At 72.1% G+C, this 22,244-nt stretch carries 18 protein-coding genes; 15 read left to right on the top strand and 3 right to left on the bottom strand.

Translation table 11 applies throughout. The features are described 5' to 3' along the window. Positions 1-24 precede the first annotated feature (24 nt). Entirely contained in the window at positions 25-1,362 is a 1,338-nt protein-coding gene (locus DEI92_RS05415) for a class II 3-deoxy-7-phosphoheptulonate synthase (protein WP_111008927.1), read from the top strand. Between the two features lie 99 nt (positions 1,363-1,461). Here DEI92_RS05415 and pknB read toward each other — a convergent pair whose 3' ends face one another. Both pknB and DEI92_RS05405 read right to left on the bottom strand, forming a co-directional pair. Then, on the bottom strand, positions 1,462-3,474 hold the full coding sequence (gene pknB / locus DEI92_RS05410) for a Stk1 family PASTA domain-containing Ser/Thr kinase (RefSeq protein ID WP_220037463.1): 2,013 nt from the start codon (positions 3,472-3,474) through the stop codon (positions 1,462-1,464). Between the two features lie 139 nt (positions 3,475-3,613). After that, a complete protein-coding gene (locus DEI92_RS05405; RefSeq protein WP_258370076.1) occupies positions 3,614-4,840 on the bottom strand; it encodes a LysM peptidoglycan-binding domain-containing protein in 1,227 nt (408 codons plus the stop codon). Between the two features lie 212 nt (positions 4,841-5,052). Here DEI92_RS05405 and DEI92_RS05400 point away from each other — a divergent pair, with 212 nt between their 5' ends. Continuing rightward, a complete protein-coding gene (locus DEI92_RS05400; RefSeq protein ID WP_258368399.1) occupies positions 5,053-5,406 on the top strand; it encodes an Rv2175c family DNA-binding protein in 354 nt (117 codons plus the stop codon). Positions 5,407-5,521: 115 nt separating this feature from the next. Here DEI92_RS05400 and DEI92_RS05395 read toward each other — a convergent pair whose 3' ends face one another. Further along, positions 5,522-6,640, bottom strand: a complete 1,119-nt coding sequence (locus tag DEI92_RS05395) for a polyprenyl synthetase family protein (protein ID WP_111008625.1) — start codon at positions 6,638-6,640, stop codon at positions 5,522-5,524. A gap of 79 nt (positions 6,641-6,719) precedes the next feature. Here DEI92_RS05395 and DEI92_RS05390 point away from each other — a divergent pair, with 79 nt between their 5' ends. From DEI92_RS05390 to DEI92_RS05330, 13 genes are all read left to right on the top strand, one after another. After that, positions 6,720-7,088 (top strand): DUF3040 domain-containing protein, encoded by a 369-nt coding sequence (locus tag DEI92_RS05390; RefSeq protein WP_111012632.1) that lies wholly within the window; start codon positions 6,720-6,722, stop codon positions 7,086-7,088. 357 nt (positions 7,089-7,445) lie between these two features. Beyond that, positions 7,446-7,877 carry a division/cell wall cluster transcriptional repressor MraZ gene (gene mraZ, locus DEI92_RS05385; RefSeq protein ID WP_111008627.1) on the top strand — a complete coding sequence of 144 codons (432 nt, stop codon included), beginning with the start codon at positions 7,446-7,448 and terminating at the stop codon, positions 7,875-7,877. Between the two features lie 103 nt (positions 7,878-7,980). Then, complete coding sequence (gene rsmH / locus DEI92_RS05380; protein ID WP_111008628.1) at positions 7,981-8,940, top strand: 16S rRNA (cytosine(1402)-N(4))-methyltransferase RsmH; 960 nt, start codon at positions 7,981-7,983, stop codon at positions 8,938-8,940. A 1-nt stretch (position 8,941) separates the two neighbouring features. Then, positions 8,942-9,610 (top strand): hypothetical protein, encoded by a 669-nt coding sequence (locus DEI92_RS05375; RefSeq protein ID WP_111012631.1) that lies wholly within the window; start codon positions 8,942-8,944, stop codon positions 9,608-9,610. 29 nt (positions 9,611-9,639) lie between these two features. After that, a complete protein-coding gene (locus DEI92_RS05370; protein ID WP_258370075.1) occupies positions 9,640-11,421 on the top strand; it encodes a penicillin-binding protein 2 in 1,782 nt (593 codons plus the stop codon). 14 nt (positions 11,422-11,435) lie between these two features. Continuing rightward, on the top strand, positions 11,436-13,016 hold the full coding sequence (locus DEI92_RS05365; RefSeq protein WP_111008931.1) for a Mur ligase family protein: 1,581 nt from the start codon (positions 11,436-11,438) through the stop codon (positions 13,014-13,016). Then, positions 13,013-14,479: a UDP-N-acetylmuramoyl-tripeptide--D-alanyl-D-alanine ligase gene (gene murF, locus DEI92_RS05360; RefSeq protein ID WP_111012630.1), complete on the top strand. Its 1,467-nt coding sequence runs from the start codon at positions 13,013-13,015 to the stop codon at positions 14,477-14,479. Before DEI92_RS05365 ends, murF begins: the two co-directional genes overlap by 4 nt. After that, positions 14,476-15,582 (top strand): phospho-N-acetylmuramoyl-pentapeptide-transferase, encoded by a 1,107-nt coding sequence (mraY, locus tag DEI92_RS05355; RefSeq protein WP_111012629.1) that lies wholly within the window; start codon positions 14,476-14,478, stop codon positions 15,580-15,582. Before murF ends, mraY begins: the two co-directional genes overlap by 4 nt. Beyond that, positions 15,579-17,141 (top strand): UDP-N-acetylmuramoyl-L-alanine--D-glutamate ligase, encoded by a 1,563-nt coding sequence (gene murD / locus DEI92_RS05350; RefSeq protein ID WP_111012628.1) that lies wholly within the window; start codon positions 15,579-15,581, stop codon positions 17,139-17,141. The genes mraY and murD overlap by 4 nt, the downstream gene beginning before the upstream one ends. Continuing rightward, positions 17,086-18,417, top strand: coding sequence for a putative lipid II flippase FtsW (ftsW, locus tag DEI92_RS05345; RefSeq protein WP_111008633.1), 1,332 nt, complete (start codon positions 17,086-17,088; stop codon positions 18,415-18,417). Before murD ends, ftsW begins: the two co-directional genes overlap by 56 nt. Continuing rightward, complete coding sequence (locus tag DEI92_RS05340; RefSeq protein WP_111012627.1) at positions 18,414-19,514, top strand: glycosyltransferase; 1,101 nt, start codon at positions 18,414-18,416, stop codon at positions 19,512-19,514. The genes ftsW and DEI92_RS05340 overlap by 4 nt, the downstream gene beginning before the upstream one ends. Continuing rightward, positions 19,511-20,944, top strand: coding sequence for a UDP-N-acetylmuramate--L-alanine ligase (murC, locus tag DEI92_RS05335; protein WP_111012626.1), 1,434 nt, complete (start codon positions 19,511-19,513; stop codon positions 20,942-20,944). Before DEI92_RS05340 ends, murC begins: the two co-directional genes overlap by 4 nt. Next, on the top strand, positions 20,941-22,113 hold the full coding sequence (locus tag DEI92_RS05330; protein WP_111012625.1) for an FtsQ-type POTRA domain-containing protein: 1,173 nt from the start codon (positions 20,941-20,943) through the stop codon (positions 22,111-22,113). Before murC ends, DEI92_RS05330 begins: the two co-directional genes overlap by 4 nt. Positions 22,114-22,244 lie beyond the last annotated feature (131 nt).

The raw sequence follows: 22,244 nt of genomic DNA, 5'->3' as shown, positions 1-22,244 counted from the left end.
ATCGTCGCCCTGCAGGATCCGGACGTGATCGAGGGGCTCGACTATTGGCGGACGCTTCCGATCAAGCAGCAGCCGGCGTGGCCGGACCCCGTCGCGGCTGAGGCCGCATCGGCCGAGATCGCGACCTTCCCGCCGCTCGTGTTCGCTGGCGAGGTCGACGTGCTGCGCGACCGGCTCGCGGCGGCGGCTCGGGGTCAGGCCTTCCTCCTCCAGGGCGGTGACTGCGCCGAGACGTTCGCCGGTGCGACCGCCGACGCCATCCGCAACCGGGTGAAGACGATCCTGCAGATGGCCGTCGTCCTGACGTACGGCGCCTCCACGCCCGTCATCAAGATGGGACGCATGGCGGGGCAGTTCGCCAAGCCGCGGTCGAGCGACTTCGAGACCCGCGGTGACGTCACCCTGCCCGCCTACCGCGGCGACATCATCAACGGCTACGACTTCACGCCGGAGTCCCGGCAGGCGGATCCCCAGCGTCTCGTGCGGGGGTACCACACCGCGGCGTCGACCCTGAACCTCATCCGCGCCTTCACGCAGGGCGGGTTCGCCGACCTCCGACAGGTGCACAGCTGGAACAAGGGCTTCGCCGAGAACCCGGCGAACGCGCGGTACGAGCACCTGGCCCGCGAGATCGACCGCGCCATCCGGTTCATGGAGGCCGCGGGCGCGGACTTCGACGAACTCAAGCACGTCGAGTTCTACGCGTCCCACGAGGGCCTCCTCATGGACTACGAGCGCCCGATGACCCGTATCGACTCGCGGTCCGGGCTGCCGTACGACACGTCCGGCCACTTCGTGTGGATCGGGGAGCGCACGCGCGACATCGACGGCGCGCACGTCGACTTCCTGTCGCGGGTTCGGAACCCGATCGGCGTGAAGCTCGGGCCGTCGACCTCGGCCTCCGACATGGAGGCGCTCATCGACAAGCTCGACCCCGAGCGCGAGCCGGGCCGCCTGACGTTCATCACGCGCATGGGTGCGGGCCTCGTCCGCGAGAAGCTCCCGCCCCTGCTCGAGGCGATCAAGGGCATGGACGCCAACCCGCTCTGGGTCTCCGACCCGATGCACGGCAACGGCCTCACGACGCCGACCGGCTACAAGACGCGGCGTTTCGACGACGTCGTGGACGAGGTCCGCGGCTTCTTCGAGGCCCACCGCGCGGTCGGGACCTACCCGGGCGGCATCCACGTCGAACTCACGGGCGACGACGTCACCGAGTGCCTCGGTGGGTCCGAGCACATCGACGAGGAGACCCTCGCCACCCGGTACGAGTCGCTCTGTGACCCGCGCCTCAACCACATGCAGTCGCTCGAGCTCGCGTTCCTCGTGGCCGAGGAGCTGAGCGCGGCACCGCGGTCCTGACGGTCCCCGGGACGGGAGGCACGGCACCGGACCGGTGTCGTGCCTCCCGTCCGTCCCGGCCTCCCGTTGCGTCAGCCGAGGCCGGACGGCGCGCACCGGTCACTGCTCGTAGTCGAGCGTGATCGTGTCGCCCTTGTGCACGGTGGAGCCGGGGGCCGGGTCGGTGGCGGACACCGGCAGCGACGACTTCCAGTCGTAGAACGAGCACAGCACGTTCGTGCAGTCCGGGTAGGACACGTGCAGGCCGAGGGCCTGGAGGGTCGACGCGGCCTGGTCGATCGGCTTCTTCCGGACGTCGGGGAGCGTGATCGGGACGGGCCCCTTCGACACCACGAGCTGCACCGTGGAACCCTTGACCACGGGGTCGGCCGGGAGGATCGCCTTGATGACGTCGCCGGTGGGGACGTCGTCGCTGTACTGGCCGGGCGCCTGGCCGGCGTCGAGCCCCACCGCCTCGAGCGCGGCGGTGGCCGCGTCGCTCGACTTGCCGACGACGTCCGGCACGGCGCCGAGCGACACCGTGAGGCGGACGGGCATCCGCTCGCCGTACTGGTGGACGGTGGTCAGGTCGACGTCGTCGCCGGCCTCGGTCGTGCCGGTCGCGGCGAGGACGGTGCCCGCGGCAGCGGATCCGTCGAACCGGTAGCGCAGCTGCTCGAGTGTGAAGTGCGGGGCGAGTTCGCTCCGCACGGTCGCGACCGGCTGTCCGACGATCGCGGGCAGCACGATGGGACGGGGCCCGGACGAGACGAGGATCCGGATCGTCGTCCCGCGCGTCACGATGCGCCGTGCGTCCGGCGCGGTCGCCGAGACGGCGCCCGCGTGGACGACCGCGTCGGGGCGCGCACCGGTGCTCGACGCGGCGTGCAGTCCCCGCTCCTCGATCAGGCGGCGTGCCTGGGAGACGCTCTTGCCGGCGACCTCCGGCACGCGCACGTTGCCGCCGGGCCCGGGTCCGAACCACCACGCGACGACCCCGACGACGAGTGCCACCACGACCACGACGGCGAGGAGGACCCATCCGCGGCGACGGCGCCGGGCGGTCGTGTGCGCGAGGCGTCCCGCGGCGGGAGCGAGAGCGGTCTCGACCGAGTCGCTCGCCGTCGGTGGGAACCGGGGCGCCGACGCCGTCGAGCGCTGCGGACCGATCGGGCTCCGGGGCGGAGCGAGCGGACCACGCGGACCGAGCATCGTGGTGTCCGCGGGCGCGGCGTCGAGCGGCAGGACGGTGGTGGTGCCGGCGGGGTGGAGCACGGACGTCGCGCGAGGACCGCTCATCCGCTCGTCGATGCCCGCGAGGCCGTCGAGCATCGCGCGGGCGTCGCGCGGTCGTTCATCGGGGTCGCGGGCGGTGGCCCAGCGGACGACGTCGTCGAGTTCGGGCGGCACCGCCGGGTTGCTCGCGCTCGGCGCCGGGACCGTGTCGTTCGCGTGCTGGTACGCGATCTGCATCGGCTGGTCGCCCTTGTACGGCTGCTCGCCCGTGAGCATCTCGTACAGCATGATGCCGACGGCGTAGATGTCGCTCCGGGTGTCCGCCACTCCGCGCGTGACGAGTTCGGGGGAGAGGTACGCGATGGTCCCGAGCAGGGCCGCACCGGTGGCGGTGTTCGCCGTCGCGGCGCGCGCGAGGCCGAAGTCGCCGAGCTTGATCCGGCCGTCGTCCGCGAGGAGGACGTTCTCGGGCTTGAGGTCACGGTGCACGATGCCCGCCCGGTGCGCGGACGCGAGCCCGGCGAGGACGGCGCGGAGGATGTCGAGCGCCTGGTCGCTCGTGAGCGCCCGGTGCTCCTGCAGGAGGTCACGGAGCGTGATGCCCGGGATGTACTCCATGACGATGTAGGTGCAGTCGGTCTCCTGCCCCTGGTCGAACACGCCCACGACGTTCGGGTGGGACAGACGGGCGGCGGACCGGGCCTCCTGGATGAAGCGTCCGCGGAACGCGGCGTCGTCCGCCAGGTGACCGTGCATGATCTTGATCGCGACGCGGCGCTCCAGACGGACGTCCGTGGCGAGGTACACGGTGGCCATGCCACCGCGGGCGATGCGCGACCGGACGCGGTACCGCTGGTCGATCATCCGACCGATCATCGGATCCGTCGCGGCGTTCATGGTCACGGTCGGCATTCTACGAATCGGGCGTCGGACCACCGCCGCTGACGCACCGACCGTGATGCAATCTCGATCTGGAGGAGGAGGCGGTGCTCACGGGCGACCGGTCCCGCTTCCGACCTGGCGGCCGGATCCGGCGTCAGAGGGTGGCGAGCCACGCGGTCGCGGGCTTCTCCCACTGGCCGTACGCCTTCGGGTACGCCGAGTTCTGCACGGCCTGGGCCGCGTCCGTGACCGACATCGACTGCCAGCCGGGGACGTCGAGGAGACCGGCCGTCGTGCCGGCGTTCGGGTTGTGCGGACCGCCGAAGAACAGCCTCGCCGCGTACGTCGGGTCCATGAGCTCGGACGCGGATCCCCAGCCCTGGCTCGGCCGCTGCTGGAACAGTCCGATCGAATCGCGGTCCCCGTGGTCGAGGTCGCGGAGCCCGGACTCCTGCATCGCGGCCGCGAGCGCGACGACGAGGCCCCGCTCGGGAACCCCCAGGGCGCGGCCGACGCGGACGATGGTCTCGGCGTTGGCCCGCATCTCGTTCGTCAGGCCGACACCGCTCGACGCCGGCACGACGAGGGTGCTCCCGGCGTAGATCGTGCTCGTGTAGGTCAGGCCGTTCGCGGCGAGCAGGTCGGCGACCGAGACGGCGTGCGCCGACGCGATCGTGGCCAGGGTGTCGCCGGCGTGGATGTGCACGGTCGTCGCGCTGCTGACCGCCGGTGCCGCGGTGCTGGTCCCGGCGTTCGTCGTCACCGCGACCGTCGAGGTGGTGGTCGCCGATGGCACCCGGAGCGTCTGCCCCGGGTAGATGACACTCGTGGCCGACAACTGGTTGGCGGCGAGCAGCGCGTTCGTGGAGACACCGAGCCGCGCCGCGATGCCGGTCGCCGTGTCGCCCGACACCACGTGGTAGGTCGAGGTCCCGCCGGTCCGGCCGGTCGCGGTCGACCCCGACCGCAGCGTCAGGGTCTGCCCCGGGTGGATGATCGCGTTCCAGCTCAGGCCGTTCGCGCTGAGGACGTCGCGCGGCGAGAGCCCGTACCGGGCCGCGATCGCACTGACCGTGTCGCCCTGGACCACGGTGTACGAGGCCGGCGCCTCGGTGATGGCGGCGACGGTCGTGACCGTCGGGGTCGAGGTGGCGACCGCCGTGCCGAACACCGGGCGGTCGGTCTCGACGCGGTCGGGCGCGGCGCGGCGCGTGTGGTCACCCTCGTGCTTCTCCTCGGGGCGATGGCGCTGGTCCAGGTGTCCGGCGGCCACCGGTCCGGTCAGGCCGGCGGCGACGGCGATCGTGCCGGCGAGGACGATCGGCATCGTCGCGAATCGGGCTGCGCGCGGGCGCCGTGCGGCGGCGTCGTCGGTGTCCACGGTGATCACTCTCCTCGGGGGCCGCGGCGGGGGTGCCGTGCTGCTTCGGCCGGGTGCCGCGCCGCGGGTGCTCCGTCGCGCCGCGGCAAGGTCCGCACCACCGTGGCACGGATCGTCACGCGAGTCAATCAACGAGACGCATGTGACTGATGTGACTCACGTGCCCCTCGCCCCCGTTCGAGGACCGCGGGGGATTCTGGCACCATGGCAGCGTGACTGACGCACTGACGGACGACGCCCTGTCCGAGCGCTGGCTGACCGTGCCCGACCTCGTGGAGCTGCTCGGTGTGAGCCCGGGCCGGGTCCACCGGCTGTTCGAGCAGCGCACCCTGCTCCCCGCGCGGGTCGACGGTGTGCTCCGTGTCCCGGTCGAGTTCCTCGACGGTGCGGAGCCGTTGCCGGAGCTCCGCGGCACGCTCATCGTGCTCGGCGACAACGGCTTCAGCGACGACGAGGCCGTGCGCTGGATGCTCACGACCGAGGAGTCGATCGGTGTCCCGCCCATCGCAGCGCTCCGGGCCGGACGCAAGGCCGAGGTGCGCCGGGTCGCGCAGTCCCTGCTCTGACCGGCCGCGATGGTCGGCGAGGCGCGGCGAGGCGCGGCGGGTCGTCGCGGCGCAGCGGGTCGCCGAGGCGCAGCGGGTCGTCGAGCCGCGACCAGTCGCCGAGTCGGGGTGGTCCTCAGGCGACGCGCTGGGCGACCGTGTCCGCCAGGGCGACGAGCTGCTCCCGCGCCGACGGCGTGAGCGGCGCCGCCGCGAGCGCGGCCTTCGCCCGGGCGACGTGCCGCTCGATCGACCGCTCGACGGCGGCGACGGCGCCGGACTCGGTGAGGGTCGCCCGGAGCATCGTGATCTGGTCCTCGTCGAGCTCGGGATCGCCGAGCAACTCGTCGACGAGCTGCCGGGCGCCCGTGGGCAGGGCCTTCCGTGCGGTCGCGATGAGCACCGTCCGCTTGCCCTCGCGCAGGTCGTCACCGGCGGGCTTGCCCGTGACCTCGGGGTCGCCGAACACGCCGAGCAGGTCGTCGCGCAGCTGGTACGCGACGCCCAGGGGGAGGCCGAAGGCCCGCAACCCCTCGAGCTGGCGGTCGTCCGCGCCGGCGATGAGTCCGCCGATGGCGAGCGGCGCCTCGACCGAGTACTTCGCCGACTTGAACACGATCACCCGCTGGGCGCGGACGAGCAGGTCGGCCTCGTCGACGGTCGGCCACGCGGTCTCCTCGTGGATGTCGAGGTACTGCCCCGCGGTGACGTCGAGTCGCATCGCGTGGAACTCCTGACGGACCAGGCGCGCACGGCCGGGCTCGAGCAGGGCCAGGGCTTCGTCGAACACGCTGTCGGACAGCGAGAGCAGGAGGTCGCCCATGAGCAGCGCACTGTTCGTGCCGTACGCGGCGCTGTCGCCGATCCATCCGTGCTCTGCGTGCAGGCGCTCGAAGCGACGGTGGGCTGCGGGGCGGCCGCGCCGCGTGTCCGAGCGGTCCATGATGTCGTCGTGCACGAGGGCCGCCGCGTGGAACACCTCGAGGGCCGCGGCCGCGGTGACGACGGCCTCCGCGGTGGTCTGACGGGATCCCGCGGCGAGCGGGTCGAACGAGCCCGACCGGCCGGCGACGGACTGCCAGCCCCAGTAGCAGAAGAGGGCACGGAACCGCTTGCCGCCGGCGAGCAGATCGCGCGAGAAGTCGCTGAACGGCGCGAGGTCGGGACTGATCGCCGCGAGCCGCGTGCGCTGCTCCGTGAGCGCGCGTTCGATGCGATCCGAGACGAGATCCACTAACCGCGTACTCTCAGCCACCCTCCTTACCTTAGTGGGTGGCTGAGGCATAGAATCGGCCCACTGAACCAGCGTCGATCCCAGGGATGAGGGACTTGAGATGCCACTCTCGGAGCAAGAGCAGCGACTCCTCGAGGAGATGGAGCGCAGCCTCTACCAGAACGACTCCGACTTCGTGGCCCGCGTCACCAAGCGGCAGGGGCGGCCGACCTACACCTCGATCACGCTCGGTGTCCTCGGGGCACTCGTCGGGGTCGGCGTCGTCGTGCTGGGCCTCGCGCTCCGGCAGCCCGTGATCGGCGTGGTCGGCTTCGTGCTCATGCTCGCGGGCGTCCTCTTCGCACTGCGTCCCGGTGTCGGCTCGCGTGCCGGCCGGCCGGCCGGCCGTCCGACCGCCAAGGGCGGCGCCGGCGGTTCGTTCATGGACCGCATGAACGAGCGCTGGGACAAGCGCAACCAGGAGCAGTAGCCGCTCCCGTCCACCTGCACCACCACAGCGGGGTCGACCTTCGGGTCGGCCCCGCTGTCGCGTTCCCGGGCGACAGCCGTCGATGGTCCGACGACACACCGCGGCCCTCCACCCCCTCCTCCACTCCGCTCCACACGATCCCCCCACTTCCCTCCACCCCCGCTCCGACCGGGAGGAACGGCGCCGGATCCGCATGCGTGCGGGCGTTCCGCAGCGCTCCGGCCCGCCGCGACGCCGCCTTCTCGCCCCCAGAACGGGGGCTCGGGGGCCTTCCCGGGGCGCCGTTCCGTTGCTGGGTGGTGGGTGGTGGAGTAAAGTGGAGGGACGAGGTGGTCGTTGGAGCAGAGGGGGTCGGCCGTGCTGCTCGGTACGTACGCTCCGAAGCTCGACGAGAAAGGGCGCGTCATCCTCCCCGCCAAGTTCCGTGACGAGCTGTCCGACGGCATCGTCATGACGCGCGGACAAGAACGGTGCGTCGTGGTCTTCAGCCAGCAGGAGTTCGCCGCGCTGCACGACCGCATCCGGCAGGCACCGATGACGAACAAGCGCACTCGCGACTACATGCGCCTGTTCCTCTCCGGGGCGAGCGCGGAACAGCCCGACAAGCAGAACCGCGTGACCATCCCCCAGAACCTCCGCGAGTACGCGGGCCTCGAGCGCGACCTGACCGTGATCGGCGCGGGTGACCGAGCCGAGATCTGGTCCACCCCCGCGTGGGAGGCCTACTACGCCGCGAGCGAGGCCGACTTCGCCGAGAACGACGAGGAGGTGATCCCGGGCGTCTTCTGACCCGCGGACCCGGACTCCCAGCCATGCGCCCTGACACACCTTCCCCGGTGTCAGGTCGGGATGGATGGGGATCCGGATCCACGGTCCAGGAAGCGGGGGCGACATGACAGCATCCGACGGCGGGACCTTCCCGCACACACCGGTCCTCCTCGAGCGCATCGTCGAGCTCTTCACGCCGACGCTCGAGGGGTCCGGCAAGGTCCTCGTGGACGCCACGCTCGGCATGGGCGGTCACTCGGCCGCACTGCTCGCGCGCTTCCCGGAGCTCACCCTCGTCGGCCTCGACCGCGACACGGACGCCCTCGGGATCGCGGGGGAGCGCCTCGCGCCCTTCGGTGACCGTGTCCACCTCGTGCACACCGTGTACGACGAGCTGCCCGCGGCCGTCGCGTCCGTCGGGATCGACGCCGTCGACGGCGTGCTGTTCGACCTCGGCGTCTCGTCCCTGCAGCTCGACCGGGCCGAGCGCGGCTTCGCCTACAGCAAGGACGCGCCGCTCGACATGCGCATGGACCGCACCGCCGGCCCCACCGCCGCCGACGTCCTGGCCGAGTACGACGAGCGCGCGCTCCGCCGGATCTTCACGGTGTACGGCGAGGAGAAACTTGCGGCGCGGTACGCCCGGGCCATCGTCGCGCGCCGGACCGAGCGCCCGTTCGAGCGGTCGGCGGACCTGGTCGAGGTGCTCACCGCCGCCACCCCGGTCGCGGTGCAGCGGCAGGGCCACCCCGCGAAACGGGTGTTCCAGGCCCTCCGGATCGAGGTCAACCAGGAGCTCGCGGTGCTCGAGCGCGCGATCCCGGCCGCGCTCGACGCCCTGCGCGTCGGCGGCCGGATCGTCGTCGAGGCCTACCAGTCGCTCGAGGACCGCATCGTCAAGCGCGCGCTCGCCGAGCGGACGCGGTCGAGCGCACCCGCGGGCCTCCCGGTCGAGCTGCCCGAGCACCGCCCGACCTTCACCGCCGTCGTCAAGGGCGCCGAGCTGGCCGACGAGGCCGAACGCGCCGCCAACCCCCGAGCCACCCCCGTGCGACTCCGCGCGGCCGAGCGAATCCGGAAGTGACATGACCACGAACCTCGCCCTCGCGGCCGGCATCGCGGCCGAGCCCCGCCCCGACCACCGCCGTGCCCGCCCAGAACTCGTCGAGGTCACGGCGACCCGCGCGCAGCGTCGGGCACGACCGCGGATCGTCGCCGCCTTCGTGGCGGTCGCCGCGCTGGCGGCGCTCCTGCTCGCCCAGCTCGGCATCAGCATGGTCCTGAGCAAGGGCGCCTACCAGCTCGACGCGTTGCAGTCCACGCAGACGGACCTGAGCCGGTCGCAGCAGCAGCTCGACGAGCAGCTGTCCGTCCTTCGTTCGCCGCAGAACCTCGCCCGCAACGCCCAGGCGCTCGGGATGATCGCGAACTCGTCGCCCGTGTACCTCGACCCGAAGACGGGCGTGGTGTACGGCACGCCGACGCCGGCCGCCGCGACCGACTCGACCGCGGCCACCACGACGAACCAGGTGCCGAACGCGTTGCTCGACGGCACCGCGGTCGTCGCGAAGCACGGGGACACGGCCACGAGCGCGGAGCAGCCGACGACCCACACCACCACGACCGGCTCGGCGACCGGTACGTCGGGCTCCGATGCTGGGAAGAGCAGCGGCGCCAGCGCGTCGGGCCAGGGTTCCTCGGACTCGTCCGTATCGTCGGACGCGGCCGAGCTCCAGGCGCCCCAGACGCGCTGACCGTCGCCCTCGGTCCGGAAGGACGCAGTGTGAGGAAGACCCTCCAGAACCGACGCATCCGCTACAGCGTCGTGATGGTGGCGATCATGGCACTCGTCGCGGTGTTCGTCGTCCGCCTCGTCGACATCCAGGTCGTGCAGGCGGCCGAGCTCGACAAGGCCTCCGTCGCCAAGCGGAGCATCCCGGTGACGCTGTACGGCACCCGCGGGTCCATCGTCGACCGCGACGGCACGCCCCTGGCGGACAGCGTCACGCGCTACAACATCACGACGGCGCCCCGCATCGTCGACGCGTTCCAGGGCAAGCTCGGCGGGACCCGGATCAAGCACGTCTCGATCGCGCAGGCGCTCCAGGCGCTCGCGACGGCGTCCGGTGGCGACGTCCCCACCATGAAGCGCGCCATCGCGGCCGCCCCGAACTCCGACTTCGCCTACCTCGTCAAGGGGTTGGACGTCGGGCACTACCGCGCGGTCGAAGCGCTCGGCATCCCCTGGATCTACCCCGAGAAGCAAGCATCGCGGACCTACCCGAACGGGGCCGCCGCCGGCAACCTCACCGGGTTCATGGGCACGGACGGGGCGCAGGCGGGGCTCGAGCTGGCGTACGACAAGTGCCTCGCGGCGACGAACGGGTCCGAGACCTACGAGCGCGGCGAGGACGGCGTCCAGTTGCCGGGCAGCACGGTCACGACGAAGCAGGCGAAGAACGGCGGGACCGTCGAGACGACCATCGACGAGGACCTGCAGTACATGGCGCAGCAGGACATCGCCCAGCAGGCGCAGGCCCTCGGAGCGCAGTCGGCCACCGCGACGGTCGTCCAGGTCGGAACCGGGGAGATCCGCGCGATCGCGGACTGGCCGAGCGTCGACCCGAACGACGTGGACGCGACGAAGGACACCGGGTCGTTCGGCTCGCGGGCGCTCACCGCGACCTACGAGCCGGGGTCGACGATCAAGGCGGCGATCGCGGCGGCCCTCCTCGACACCGGCAAGGCGACGCCGCTCACCCCGGAGTCGGTCCCGTACTCGCGGACCTTCCCGTGGGGCGGCAAGATCTCGGACGCCGAGTACCACGGCACCGAGAACCTGACCCTGACCGGGATCCTCGCCCAGTCGTCGAACGTCGGCATCACCGAGGCGGGGCAGGTGCTCAGCGCCCAGCAGCGGTACGACTACATGCGCAAGTTCGGCCTGTTCGAGTCGCAGTCCGGGATCGCCTTCCCGGGGCAGCCGACCTGGCCCGACGCCGCGTCGCCCTCCTGGGACCCGCAGACGAACATGAACTCGATGTTCGGCCAGGGGATCTCGACCACCGCGCTGCAGGTCGCGAGCATCTACCAGACGCTCGCGAACGGCGGGGAGCGGATCCCGCTGCACTTCGTCTCGGGGTGCGAGCAGGCCGACGGCACCGTCACCGACAAGCCCGACGTCACGCCGACGCGCGTGGTGTCCACCTCGGCGGCCGACCAGGTCGTGCAGATGCTGCAGAGCACCCTGACCGACCACGCGGGCACGCTCGCCGGCATGCAGCCCATCTCGGGCTACAACGTGGCCGCCAAGACCGGGACCGCCGAGGTCGCCGTGGCGAACGGTGGCGGGTACGGCAGCGACCGCATCATCTCGGTGGCCGGAATGGCACCTGCCGAGGACCCCCAGTATGTTGTCACGGTGACGTTCACGAAGCCGGGGCCGGGACATCGGTTCTCCAGCTCCGCCGCTCCGGCGTTCCACACCCTCATGTCCCAGGTGCTCGAGAAGTACCGCGTCACCCCCTCCACGACGGCGGAGAAGACCTACCCGTCCACGTGGTGAGGAAGAAGGAGCACGTGTCCGCTCGGATCCCTCCGGTCCTCCGTCCCGAACACCCGGCCGCACGCCCGCTCGCCGAACTCGTCAACGCGTTCGGCCTGCGCGTCGTCGGTTCGTCGGACGGCATCGAGGTCACCGGCGTGACCCTCAGCGCCGCCGAGGTGCAGCCGGGGGACGTCTTCGTCGGCGTCCACGGAGCGCACCGTCACGGGGCCGAGTTCGCGGCTGACGCTGCCGAGCGTGGTGCCGTCGCGGTGATGACGGACGACGCCGGGGTGGCCCTGGCGGCACCGAGCGGTCTCCCCGTGATCGTCGTCGAGGACCCGCGCGCGGCGCTCGGAGACGTGTCCGCGTGGGTGTACCGCACGACGCAGGACGCCGAGGACCTGCCGCAGCTCTTCGCCGTTACCGGCACGAACGGCAAGACGAGCACCGCCTACCTGCTCGAGGCGGTCCTCGGGCAGCTCGGGCTCGTCACGGGACTCAGCTCGACCGCGGAGCGGCACATCGGGCAGCTCAGCGTGACGAGCCGCCTCACGACGCCGGAGGCGAGCGAGATGCACGCGCTCCTCGCCCGGATGCGTGAGAGCGAGGTGCGCGCGGTCGCCGTCGAGGTGAGTGCCCAGGCCCTCAGCCGACACCGGGTCGACGGCATCGTGTTCGACGTCGTCGCGTTCACGAACCTCAGCCACGACCACCTCGACGACTACGCCGACATGGAGGAGTACTTCCAGGCGAAGCTGCCCCTGTTCCAACCCGAACACGGGCGTCGGGGCGTCGTCTCGCTCGACTCGGAGTGGGGGGCGCGCGTGGTCGCCGAGTCCCGGATCCCGGTCACGACGATCACGGTCCGACCCGAGGTCGAGGCCGAGTGGCGCGTCGAGATCACCGAGGCCGCTGCCGCGTACACCGAGTTCCGGCTCACCGGCCCCGAGGGCCGGTCGTTGACCACCCGCGTCCCGCTCATCGGGTGGCACATGGCCGCGAACGCTGCACTCGCGATCGTCATGCTGGTCGAAGGCGGGTTCGAGCTCGGCGCCATCGAGCAGGCCCTCCGCCACGAGGACGGCACGAGCGGTATCGACGCGTACCTCCCCGGCCGCACCGAGCGGGTCTCCGGAGACGAGGGACCCAGCGTCTACGTCGACTTCGGGCACAGCCCCGACGCCTTCCTCAACACCCTCGCCGCGGTCCGGCAGTTCACGCCCGGCAAGGTGATCATGCTCTTCGGCGCGGACGGCGACCGGGACACGACGAAGCGGGCGGATATGGCCCGTGTGGCCGCGGCGGGCAGCGACGTGCTCGTCGTCACCGACCACCACCCGCGATTCGAGGACCCGGCGTCGATCCGCAAGACGCTCGTCGACGCCGCACGCGAGGCCTACCCGGACCACGAGCTGTACGAGGTCACGCCGCCCGAGGCCGCCATCCGGCACGCCGTGTCGCTCGCCGGCGAGGGCGACTCGATCCTCTGGGCGGGACCGGGACACCAGGACTACCGCGACATCCGCGGGGTCCGGACGGAGTACTCCGCCCGTGACGAAGCACGCGCCGCCCTCCGTGAGGCCGGCTGGACCCCGGGGGAGGCCCGCCGGTGATCGCGCTCACCCTCGCCGAGGTCGCCGCGGCGGTGGGCGGCGAACTCGTCGCCGGCGCGCCCGAGCGGGTCATCGAGGGCTCCGTCGAGACGGACTCCCGGCTCGTCGGGCCCGGGTCGGTGTTCTTCGCCCTCGCCGGCGAGACGACCGACGGCCACCTGTTCGTCCCCGCGGCGGTGTCGGCGGGGGCGGGGCTCGTGATCACCGAGCGCGTCACGGCGACCGAGGTGGCGGGCCGGCCGGACGCCGACGTCGCCCAGATCGTCGTCGCGGACGGCTACACCGCGTTGGCCGCGCTCGCGCACGAGGTCGTCGCCCGGGTCCGCGCCGGCGGCCGCCTGCGGGTGGTGGGCATCACCGGCTCGAACGGCAAGACGAGCACCAAGAACATGCTGCGCACGATCCTGTCCCGGCACGGCGAGACCGTCGCACCCGAGGGCTCGTTCAACAACCACGTCGGCGCGCCGATCTCGATGCTGCGACTCACGCACGACACGCGGTTCCTCGTCGTCGAGATGGGCGCGAGCGGTGTCGGGCACATCGCGAAGCTCGTCCGCATCGCCGAGCCGGACGTCGGGGTCGTCCTCAAGGTCGGACTCGCGCACGCGGGCGAGTTCGGCGGGATCGAGGCGACCCAGCGCGCGAAGTCCGAGATGGTGACCGACCTGCCGTCGACCGCGACCGCCGTGCTCAACATCGACGACGACCGCGTTGCCTCGATGCGCGCGCTGACAGCCGCACGGGTCGTCGGCTTCGGCACCTCCCCGGACGCCGCGTACCGCATCGGGGACCTGACGAGCGACCGGCACGGCACCGCGTTCACGCTGACCCGTCGGAGCACGGATGCGTCGGCGGTGCCGGGAGGCCCGACCCAGGCCGAGGAGACCGTCACCGTCCGCCTCGCCATCCTCGGCGAGCACCACGCCATGAACGCCACGGCCGCGCTCGCGGTCGCCGCCGAGTGGGGTGTCCCGCTCGCCGACGGAGCCGAGGCGCTCGCCACGATGACGCGCGCCGAGCGGTGGCGGATGGAGCTCCTCCACGGCGGCCCGGAGGGCGTCACGGTCGTGAACGACGCGTACAACGCCTCGCCGGACTCGATGGCCGCCGCGCTCCGGACGCTCGCGCAGATCGCCCGTCCGGGCGAGCGCACCGTCGCGGTGCTCGGCGAGATGGCCGAGCTCGGCGAGTACTCCGTCGAGGAGCACGACCGCGTCGGACGGCTCGTCGTCCGCCTCGGCATCGGGCAGCTCCTGGTCGTCGGGCCCGGAGCGCTCCCCATCCACCAGGCCGCCTCCCTCGAGGGATCGTGGGACGGCGAGTCGGTCTACGTCGAGGACGCCGAGGACGCCGTCCGTACCCTGCAGGACATGCTCCGCCCCGGCGACGTCGTCCTGGTCAAGTCCTCGAAGTCCGCCGGTCTCCGACACCTCGGTGACCGCATCGGAGGTGTTCCGGCATGATCGCACTGCTCATCGCCGCGGCGGTGTCGCTCGTGTTCACGTTGCTGCTCACCCCGCTGTTCATCAAGCTCTTCCACCGACTCGGGTGGGGGCAGTTCATCCGCGACGACGGTCCGCAGTCCCACCACACCAAGCGCGGGACGGCCACCATGGGCGGGATCGTCCTGATCCTCGGGTCCGTCATCGGGTACTTCGTGGGGCACCTCGCCGGCCGCGACACCGTGACCCTGTCCGGGATGCTCGTGCTGTTCCTCATGGTGGGGCTCGGCGTGGTCGGGTTCGTGGACGACTTCCTCAAGGTGCGTCGGCAGCGGAGCCTCGGGCTCGGCGGCTGGGCGAAGGTGCTGGGGCAGGTCATCGTGGGCGTGATCTTCGCGACGGTCGCCCTCGTCGTGCCGAACGCGCACGGACAGTACCCGGCGTCCAAGATGATCTCGGCCGTACGGGACATCCCGTGGCTCGACTTCATGGCCCTCGGCACCGTCGTCGGGACCGTGCTCTACCTCGCGTGGATCGTGTTCCTCACGGTGTCCACGTCCAACGGTGTCAACGTCGCCGACGGGCTGGACGGGCTGGCGACCGGGTCGAGCATCCTCGCGATCGCGTCCTACATCTTCATCGGCTTCTGGCAGTACAACCAGGAGTGCGGCGGAGCGCGACTCGACGACAGCGTCGTGCACGCGTGTTACCGGGTGACGAACCCGCTCGACCTGGCGGTCGTGGCCGCGTCGATCTGCGGCGGGCTCATCGGGTTCCTCTGGTACAACACGTCGCCGGCGCAGATCTTCCTCGGTGACACCGGCTCGCTCGGCCTCGGGGGCGCCCTCGCCGCGCTCGCGATCCTCAGCCGGACGGAGCTGCTGCTCGTCCTCATCGGAGGCCTGTTCTTCATCGTCACCGGCTCGGTCATCCTGCAGCGGGCCTACTTCAAGATCACCCACGGCAAGCGCATCTTCCTGATGAGTCCGCTGCACCACCACTTCGAGCTCAAGGGCTGGGCCGAGGTCACGGTCGTGGTGCGGTTCTGGATCATCGCCGGACTCTGTGTCGCCGCCGGCGTCGGGCTGTTCTACCTCGAGTGGATCACGAGAGCCAAAGCATGACAGGACCCACCCGGGCCTCCCGGCTCGACGGTCTGACCAGCTGGCACGCCACCGGATGGCGTGGGCTCCGCGTGGCGGTGCTCGGGCTCGGTGCCACCGGGTTCTCGGTCGCCGACACCCTCGTCGAACTCGGCAGCGAGGTCACCGTGTGGTCCGAGGACGCCCCGGAGGACCGCGTCGAGCTGCTCGGCGTGATCGGTGCCCGGTTCGTGCGGACCTCCCTGGCGACCGTGCCGGACGAGCTCGTCGTCGCCGCCCCGGACCTCGTCGTCGCGTCGCCCGGGTTGCCGCCGTCGAACCCGACGCTCGCCTGGGCCGTCGAGCACAGCACGGTCTGGGGCGACATCGAACTCGCCTGGCGCGTCCGCGACAAGGTGGTGCGTCCGAGCGGACCCGCGCCGTGGGTGCTCATCACCGGGACGAACGGCAAGACGACCACGACGCAGCTCACCCAGGCGATGTACGCGGCCGGGGGCTGGCGTGCCGCGGCCTGCGGCAACATCGGCGTCCCCGTGCTCGACGTCGTCCGCGACCCGGACGGGTACGACGTGCTGGTCGTCGAGCTCTCGAGCCACCAGCTGCACAGCATGCCGACGACCGGACCGGGCGCCGTCGTGCCCCTCGCGTCCACGTGCCTCAACCTCGCCGACGACCACCTCGAGTGGCACGGATCCGCCGCGGCCTACCGGGACGCCAAGGCGAAGGTCTACGCGAACACCGTCGTCGCGTGCGTCTACAACGTCGTCGACGAGGCCACGCGGCGCATGGTCGAGGACGCCGACGTCGTCGAGGGGTGCCGTGCCGTCGGGTTCACCGCGGGCGTCCCGGCGCCGGGCGACGTCGGGGTGGTCGAGGACGTGCTGTGCGACCGTGCGTTCCTCGACGACCGGCGGAACGCCGCGCTCGAACTGGCCGCGCAGGCGGACCTCGAGCTCGCCGGCCTCGCGTCGCCGCACATGACGATGAACGTGCTCGCGGCGGCGGCGCTCGCCCGCGCCGGTGGTGTCACGCCCGCCGACATCCGTCAGGCGGTCCGGGGGTTCCGTCCCGACCACCACCGCACGGAGCTCGTGGCGGTCGCCGACGGCGTGCGCTGGGTCGACGACTCCAAGGCGACGAACCCCCACGCTGCAACGGCGTCCCTCGCGGCCTTCGAGGACGTGGTGTGGATCGTCGGCGGCCTGTTCAAGGGCGTCGACGTCGACGACCTCGTGGCCCGGTTCGGACCCGAGGTGCGTGCGGCCGTCGTCATCGGGACGGACCGCGCACCGGTGCTCGCGGCATTCGCACGACACGCGCCCGATGTGCCCCTCGTCGAGGTCCTCGCATCGGACACTGAGCAGGTCATGCCCGAGGCGGTCCGGCATGCCGCCGCGGTCGCACGACCCGGCGACACGGTCCTCCTCGCCCCGGCTGCCGCGTCGTTCGACCAGTTCGGCTCCTACGCGGACCGGGGGCGCCGGTTCGCGGCGGCCGTCCACGAGCACCTGGGAGGAGACGCCGATGGCGAACCCGCCGACGACCGTCCGCACGGGGACGACCCGGACCGGGGGCGGTGACCGGTCTGCCGGTGCGGCCGCTCGACGCGCGAACGGGGCCGTGGTCGCCGTCCGCCAGCTGTTCGTCGCCGAGACGGGCGCGTTCTACACGATCCTCGGGGTGACCCTGTTCCTCGTCGTGTTCGGCGTGGTCATGGTCCTGTCCTCGTCGAGCGTCGAGCAGTACGCGGCCACGAAGGACTTCTTCGGGGCCTTCACGCGACAGGGCATGTACGCCGTGATCGGCGTCCCGCTCATGCTCGTCGCATCGCGGCTCTCGGTGCGCTTCTGGCGGAAGTGGGCGATGCGGATCGTCGTCGCGGGCCTGGTCGTGCAGGCGCTCGTCGTGCTCACACCGCTCGGGTACTCGATCCAGGGCAACCGGAACTGGATCCGGATCGGCTCCTTCACCGCGCAGCCGTCCGAGATCCTCAAGCTCGCCCTCGCGCTCGGCATCGGTGCGATCATCTACGCCAAGCGGGACAAGCTCGACGACTGGCGCGAGGTCTTCATCCCCGTGGGGCTCGCGGCGCTCGGCTCGATCGGGCTCGTCCTCGTCGGCAAGGACCTCGGGACCGCGATCATCATGATGCTGCTCGTGTTCGGTGCGCTGTTCATCGGCGGCGCCCGCCTGCGGCACCTCGGGGTGGGCGTGCTCGCGATCGCGGTGGTCGTCCCGTTCCTCACGATGTCGTCGAGTTCGCGGTCGTCCCGGATCAGCGCCTGGCTGTCGGGCTGCACGAACTCGAACCAGTACCAGGACCTCTGCTGGCAGCCCGTGCACGGCATGTGGGCGCTCGCGTCCGGCGGAGTGTTCGGTGTCGGCCTCGGCAACTCGAAGCTCAAGTGGTCGTGGCTGCCCGAGGCGGACAACGACTTCATCTTCGCGATCATCGGCGAGGAGCTCGGGCTCATCGGCGCGATCGTCGTGCTCGTCCTCTTCGTGGTCCTCGCGATCGGGTTCGTCAAGGTGATCCGGACCTCCCGCGACCCGTTCGTGCGGACGGTGACCGGCGCGGTGATGGTGTGGATCGTCGGGCAGGCACTCGTCAACATCGCCGTGGTGCTCGGCCTCCTGCCCGTGCTCGGCGTGCCGTTGCCGTTGATATCCGCGGGTGGCTCGGCGCTCATCATGACGCTCGTCGCGATCGGCGTCGTCCTGTCCTTCGCCCGCGTCGCTCCGGACGCCGACACCGCAGTACCCGTGGACGGGCACCTCGTCGCGGCGCAGCGATCCGCGGCGGCCGCGGCGGCGCGTGCCGGCCGGGTCGCGAACCCCGGACGGGGTGCTCGGTGAGCCGCTTCCTCTTCGCGGGCGGAGGCACGGCGGGGCACGTCAACCCGCTCCTCGCCGTCGCCGACCGGCTGCGCGAGCGTCGTCCGGACGACGACGTGCTCGTGCTCGGCACGGCCGAGGGCCTGGAGGCGCGGCTCGTCCCCCTGCGCGGCTACGAGTTGGCGACCATCCCGCGCCTGCCGTTCCCGCGCCGTCCGAACGCGGCGGCTGTCCGGTTCCCCGGCGCCTTCCGGCGCACCGTGGCCCACACCGAGGCCCTGATCCGGGATCGCGGCATCGACGTCGTGTTCGGCGTCGGCGGGTACGCCGCCGCGCCGGCCTACATCGCCGCACGGCGGACGGGCGTCCCGCTCGTGGTGCACGAGGCGAACGCCCGTGCGGGGCTCGCCAACCGCCTCGCCGCGCGCTTCACCGACCACGTCGGCACCACGTTCTCGAACACGCGCCTCCCGCACGCCCGCCTCGTCGGCATGCCGCTCCGGCGCGAGATCGAGACGCTCGACCGACGCGCCGCCCGCGCCGAGGGGCTGGCCGCGTTCGGTCTCGACCCCGCGCGCCCGGTGCTGCTCGTGACCGGCGGCTCCTCGGGCGCGCGACAGATCAACGAGACCGTCCACCGCGCCGCGGCCGCCGTGCTCGGGGTGGGCTGGCAGATCCTGCACATCGTGGGCGCGAAGTCCGACATCGGCCCCTCGTCGCTCGAGGGGTACCACGTCCTGCCGTACTGCGACCGCATGGACCTCGCCATGGCCGCCGCGGACTTCGTGGTCTCCCGATCGGGCGCGGGGATGGTCTGCGAGCTCACCGCCGTCGGCCTGCCGAGCGTGCTCGTGCCGTATCCCGTCGGCAACGGCGAGCAGCGGCTGAACGCCCGCGACGTCGTCGAGGCCGGCGGCGCGGTCCTGGTGGCGGACGAGGCGTTCCTGCCCGAGTGGGTGACGTTCGACCTGCTCGGGATCCTCCAGGACCGGGCGCGGATCGCGGACATGGCGGTGCGCGCGGGCAGCGTCGGACACCGCGACGGCGCCGATCGCATGACGGACCTCGTGATCGACGCGCTCCGAGGGCGCGACGCGGGACGGACGGAGGAACCATGACCATCAAGCCCGACCTGTCGCAACCGATCCCCGACGACTTCGGCACCGTGCACTTCATCGGCATCGGCGGTTCCGGCATGAGCGGCATCGCACGGATGTTCCTCGCCGCCGGGCACCGGGTCACCGGGTCGGACTCCCGGGAGTCCGCGACGACGGGACGCATGCGCGAACTCGGTGCCGACGTCCGCATCGGCCACGACGCCGCGAACGTCGGTGACGCCGACACGGTCGTCGTCACGAGTGCGTTGTGGCCCGACAACCCGGAACTCCTGGAGGCCCGGCGTCGCGGTCTGCCGGTCATGCACCGCTCGCAGGCCCTCGCAGCGCTCATCGCGGGCCGGCGGCTCGTCGCGGTCGCGGGCGCGCACGGCAAGACGACGTCGACCGGCATGATCGTCACGGCCCTGGTGGAGCTCGGCCTCGACCCGAACTTCGTCAACGGCGGCGTCATCCAGTCCCTCGGTGTCAGCTCGGGCAGCGGTGCGAGTGACACCTTCGTCGTCGAGGCGGACGAGTCCGACGGCTCGTTCCTGCTCTACGACACCGCGATCGCCCTCGTCACCAACGTCGACGCCGACCACCTCGACCACTACGGCAGTGAGGACGCGTTCATCGACGCGTTCGTGACGTTCGCCTCGCGCGCGTCCGAGCGGGTGGTGATCTCGAGCGACGACGCCGGAGCGCGACGCGTCACGGCCGGTGTCCGGGCGACCGCGCACGCACCGTCCATCGTCACGTTCGGTGAGGCCGACGACGCCGACGTCCGCGTGACCGATGTCGTCGAGACCGCGGGCGTGCAGGCCGTGGTCCACGTCGCGGGCGTCGCACACCCCCTGGCGCTGCGGGTACCCGGGCGGCACAACGCGATCAACGCGGCGGGGGCCGTGACCGTGCTCGTCGGCCTCGGGGTCGACGCGGCCGACGCCGTCCGTGGCGTCGAGGCCTTCGGGGGGACGGAGCGGCGGTTCGAACTGCACGGCACCGAGCGCGGCGTCCGCGTCTACGACGACTACGCGCACCACCCGACCGAGGTCGCGGTGGCACTGCGCGCCGCGAGGAGCGTCGTCGGCGAGGGCCGCGTCATCGCGATCCACCAGCCGCACCTGTACTCCCGCACCCGGCTCATGGCCGGGGACTTCGCCCGCGTCTACGAGGAGCTCGCGGACCACACGGTCGTGCTCGACGTCTACGGCGCTCGTGAGGACCCGGAGCCCGGGGTGACCGGAGCGCTCGTGCAGGAGCGGTTCACCGACCAGTCGCGCGTCGACTACCTGCCGGACTGGTCCGAGGCGGCGGCCCGTGCCGCCGACCTCGCCGAGGACGGCGACATCGTCATGACGCTGAGCTGTGGCGACGTCTACCGGATCATCCCGCAGGTGCTCGCCGACCTGCACGGCGGCCGAGTCGCGGCGGAGGCCCCGGCACGGTGAAGCGTCCCGAGGGGTTCGACCCGGGCTCGCTGCCCGTCCCGGAGCGTCCGGCGCCGCCGCGTGAGGACCGTGCCGCGTCGGACACGGACGCGAGCGCTCGCGGTGGTGCGACGCCGGGTGACGCGACGCCGGGCCGTGCGCCGTCGGGCCGTGCGCCGTCGGATGGTGCGCGGAGCCTCTTGACCGGTGCGACGGGTCAGCGGCTCGGCGCGGGCATCACCGCACTGGCCGGCCGGTTCCGTGCTCTGAGCCCGGACGAGGACTTCGTCGACCCCGTGGCGCAGGAGCGCGCCGCCGCGCGTGCCGCACGGGCCGCCGAGGCCGCCGAGGCCGCCGAGGATCCGCACGTCGACCACGAGCGGCCGCTGGGCGCGGGCGTCCGCGCCGCCGAGACCGCTCGCGAGGCCCGCGCGGCCCGCCGCCGTCGTCGTCTGGTGGAGCGCCAGGAGGTCCGTCGGTTCACGCGGCGGAGCCGCCACCGGCGTGCAGCGTGGCTCACATCCGGCGCGGTGCTGCTCGTGCTCGTGCTGTCGGTCGTCGTGGCCGTGTACTCACCGCTCATGGCGCTCCGGACGATCGAGGTGCGGGGCACCGACCGGGTCGACCGGCAGCAGGTGCTCCACGCGGTGGACGGCCAGCTCGGCACGCCGCTCGCCCGGATCGACTTCGGTGCCATCAAGCGGCAGCTCGCCGGGTTCCCGCTCATCGCGAGCTACGTGACCGAGGAGGCTCCGCCGCACACGCTCGTCATCACGGTGACCGAACGCGAGCCGATCGTGGCGGTGAAGACCGGGTCCGGGTACGACCTCGTCGACCCCGCGGGCATCGTCGTCGAGTCCGACCCGAAACAGCCCGCCGGGATGCCGCTCGCGGCGGTGCAGCCGTCCCAGCTCGGCAGCACGGCCTTCCGGTCGATGACCGAGGTCGTGCTGGCGCTGCCCACCTCGGTGCGCTCCACGGTGACGCAGGTGACCGCGAGCACGTCGGACGACGTGACGCTCACCCTGCACTCCGGTGCGAAGGTCGTCTGGGGGAGTCCCGACGACTCCGCCGCGAAGGCCCGGCTCCTCGCGGCACTGATGACGTCGCAGGCGCCCTCGGGCAAGGTGGAGTACGACGTCTCGGCGCCCGACAACGGGATCGTGCGGCAGCAGCGATCCGCGGGATGATGGGCGTGCACGCCGATTCGCGGGTCGCTCCTGCGACACGCGGCGTGGCGTCGTCCCTCGTTCGGAGGGGCACCCCTAGCGTCGTCAGCAGTACCCATACCAGCAAAATCCCTGAACTTCAACCAGAGGTT

Origin of the sequence: Curtobacterium sp. MCBD17_034 (assembly GCF_003234515.1) — a bacterium.
GTDB lineage: Bacteria > Actinomycetota > Actinomycetes > Actinomycetales > Microbacteriaceae > Curtobacterium.
Note: the sequence above shows the minus strand (reverse complement) of the source record. Positions and strands in the feature narration are given on the sequence as shown.

Bases quoted from the DNA above. Each gene is read 5' to 3' on its own strand.
- ftsW (WP_111008633.1), top strand. From the start codon at position 17,086: ATGGCGAACCCGCCGACGACCGTCCGCACGGGGACGACCCGGACCGGG.
- murD (WP_111012628.1), top strand. From the start codon at position 15,579: ATGACAGGACCCACCCGGGCCTCCCGGCTCGACGGTCTGACCAGCTGG.
- DEI92_RS05390 (WP_111012632.1), top strand. From the start codon at position 6,720: ATGCCACTCTCGGAGCAAGAGCAGCGACTCCTCGAGGAGATGGAGCGC.
- rsmH (WP_111008628.1), top strand. From the start codon at position 7,981: ATGACAGCATCCGACGGCGGGACCTTCCCGCACACACCGGTCCTCCTC.
- pknB (WP_220037463.1), bottom strand. From the start codon at position 3,474: ATGAACGCCGCGACGGATCCGATGATCGGTCGGATGATCGACCAGCGG.
- DEI92_RS05375 (WP_111012631.1), top strand. From the start codon at position 8,942: ATGACCACGAACCTCGCCCTCGCGGCCGGCATCGCGGCCGAGCCCCGC.
- murC (WP_111012626.1), top strand. From the start codon at position 19,511: ATGACCATCAAGCCCGACCTGTCGCAACCGATCCCCGACGACTTCGGC.
- mraY (WP_111012629.1), top strand. From the start codon at position 14,476: ATGATCGCACTGCTCATCGCCGCGGCGGTGTCGCTCGTGTTCACGTTG.